This is a genomic window from Streptomyces sp. NPDC006997 (assembly GCF_040635175.1).
In the GTDB taxonomy this organism is placed as follows: domain Bacteria; phylum Actinomycetota; class Actinomycetes; order Streptomycetales; family Streptomycetaceae; genus Streptomyces.
Window position 1 is genome coordinate 1 of the sequence record NZ_JBEYHH010000079.1, and the last position, 2289, is coordinate 2289.

At 74.1% G+C, this 2289-nt stretch carries 4 protein-coding genes and 1 pseudogene; all 5 read right to left on the minus strand.

The window, feature by feature from the left end; genetic code table 11:
• Positions 1–101: 101 nt before the first annotated feature.
• Entirely contained in the window at positions 102–722 is a 621-nt protein-coding gene (locus tag ABZ659_RS35475; protein WP_360229020.1) for a hypothetical protein, read from the minus strand.
• A gap of 1 nt (position 723) precedes the next feature.
• Positions 724–1014: a hypothetical protein gene (locus ABZ659_RS35480; RefSeq protein ID WP_360229023.1), complete on the minus strand. Its 291-nt coding sequence runs from the start codon at positions 1012–1014 to the stop codon at positions 724–726.
• Complete coding sequence (locus tag ABZ659_RS35485) at positions 1011–1628, minus strand: hypothetical protein (protein ID WP_360229025.1); 618 nt, start codon at positions 1626–1628, stop codon at positions 1011–1013. Before ABZ659_RS35485 ends, ABZ659_RS35480 begins: the two co-directional genes overlap by 4 nt.
• A complete protein-coding gene (locus ABZ659_RS35490) occupies positions 1625–1963 on the minus strand; it encodes a hypothetical protein (RefSeq protein ID WP_360229028.1) in 339 nt (112 codons plus the stop codon). Before ABZ659_RS35490 ends, ABZ659_RS35485 begins: the two co-directional genes overlap by 4 nt.
• 23 nt (positions 1964–1986) lie before the next feature.
• Positions 1987–2289: pseudogene (locus tag ABZ659_RS35495) on the minus strand (hypothetical protein); the annotation flags it as partial.

Genomic DNA, 2289 nt, shown 5'->3' on the forward strand with positions numbered 1-2289 from the left:
GCGGGTGGTGGACGGGAGGGTGCCCCAGCAGGTGCGGCACAGGTAGTGCCGGGGGTGGCGCTGGCCGTGGGGGCAGGCGGGGCAGCGGACGGTGCGCATGGTTACTGCTCCTGGTCCTGCCGTGCCGCGGCGGTGGTGAGGGCGTTCAGCGCGTGGGTGCCGTGGGCCGTGACGTGCCCGCACGGCCAGGGGTTCCAGCGGTGGCCTGGCGGGGCGGGCTGGGGGTCCGCCTGGTACCCGGCGTCCGTGAGGCGCTTCACGGCGGCGCCCTGGTGGGCGGCGCAGGCGTAGATCGTGCCGTGGTGGGTGCCGAGTGCCCCGGGGCCCGGGGTTCTGGCCGAGACGAGCAGGGAGGCTCCCGCGTCGCATTCCCAGCCGGTGTGCCCGTCCGTCACCACTCCCGTGCTGGGGGCGCGGCGGAGTTCCTCGGCGTAGCGGCGGGTGGATGCCTTCACAGGCCATGGGGCGGCCTGCGGTGTCTTGGTGGCGGCGTCCTCGACGGCTTCGCCCTGCTGCGCCTCGGTGGCCGTCTGGGTCGGGGGCTGGTCGGTGAGGGCGGTGAGGATGCGGCGGGCGTGCTCGTAGGGGAGGTCGTGGCACGCCTGCTCTACGCGCTGGATGGTGGCCGCGGCCCGCTTCAGCTTGGCGGTGAGCTGGTTGATGGTGCTCTGTTGGTCGAGGAGGGTCTGCGCGGTGCGGGTGTGGTCGGGGTAGTGGGCCATGTCAGCGCTCCTGGTGCTGCTGGTGCTGGTGGGGGCAGGCGGGGTCATGGGCGGCGCCGAGGGAGACCCACCACGTCTCGCAGCAGGCGGCGTCGAGGGCGCGGGTGACGGTGTCCTCGATGGCGGCGGCCTGGGCGCGGGCGGCGCGGCGGGCACGGCGGTCGGTGTAGGTGTCGCGTGCGCGGCAGATGGCGACGTAGGCGGCGCCACCGAGGCCGATGAGGAGGGCGAGGCCCGCGAGGGCGCAGACGGCGCCGAGGGCGGCGATGTGGAGGGTCTGGTCGTGGGTCATGCGTCGGGTCCGAAGATGAGGTGGTAGGCGGCGTCGGCGCGCTGGTGGGCGGCGCGGATGCGGTGGTCGGTGTGGTGGGCTCCGGCGATGCAGTCGGGCAGGTCGCAGGTGCGGAAGACGCGCCCCTCGGGGTCGCGTCCGTGGTGCGCGGTGAAGGCGACGTGACGGACGTTGTACTTGCGGCCGGAGGCGATCAGGTCGAGGCCACGGCCACTGTGGGGTCCGGTCCACAGCAGGTGTTCGCCGGTTGCGGTGGGGATGGCGTAGCGGGCGAACTGCTCGTCGATGGTGAGGCGCAGGGGGGCGTGGCGGTCGCGGCGGGGGACGGGGATCTTGTGTTGTTTGCGCAGGTCGGAGATGTGGTTGAGGCCGAGCTTGAGGGTGGTGTGGATCTCCTGGTAGGTGGCGCCGGCGCGGAGCATGGTGACGGCCTGGTCCTCCAGGGCGGCGAGTTCGGCGCGGGTGCGCTTGGCCCGGCCGGGCGGGTAGGGGATGTTCAGGGCGCGGCGGGTGAGGATGATCGTGTGGTTGCTGACGCGGAGTGCCTTGATGATCTGGGCGTGGGTGGCGCCGTCGCGGAGCATGGCGGCGACGTCTTCGCGGGGTGCGGTCATCGCTGCCACCTGACGGGGCGTACGCCGGTGTGGGCGCGGGCGGGGGTGCGGCGGGTCTGGGCGGCGCGGCGGTGGGCGGTGGGGCAGCTGGCGATGTGGGGGCGGCGCAGGACCTCGCGCTGCTCGACGTTGGGGCGGGCCGTGGAGAGCTGGCGGGTCCAGTAGCGGCCCTCGGTGTCGATGCGTACGGCTTGGTTGCCGGTGGGGTCCTCGGCGACGTCGACGGCGATGGTGCGGCGGTTGGCGTCGGTGAGGCACCACAGGACTCTGGCGGCGCAGTCGGGGCAGGTGCCGGGGCCGTTGGGGGCGGGCGGGCGCGGTATCGGGTAGGGCATCGCAGGGCGGTTCCTTCCTGGTGTCAGGCGGTGCGGCAGGTGGTGCACTGGTGGCCGGTCAGGGGGGTGCGTGAGGGGGCCTGGCAGGTGGTGCATTCGTGCCAGGTGGCGGTATGCGGTGGGTGGGCGCCGCGGCGTGCGTCGGCGGTGATCTCGGCGCAGGTCTTGCAGGGGGCGCCGGTGTACCGCTGGAAGCCGTAGTGGCAGTCGGGTGTGCCGCAGGGGCCGGGGCGTGGGGGGAGGGCGGCGCCGAGGATCCAGCGGCCGGGGTCGCGGATCGCCTCGGGTGGGGTCCAGGCGCGTATCCGGGTGAGCTGGTCGTGGAG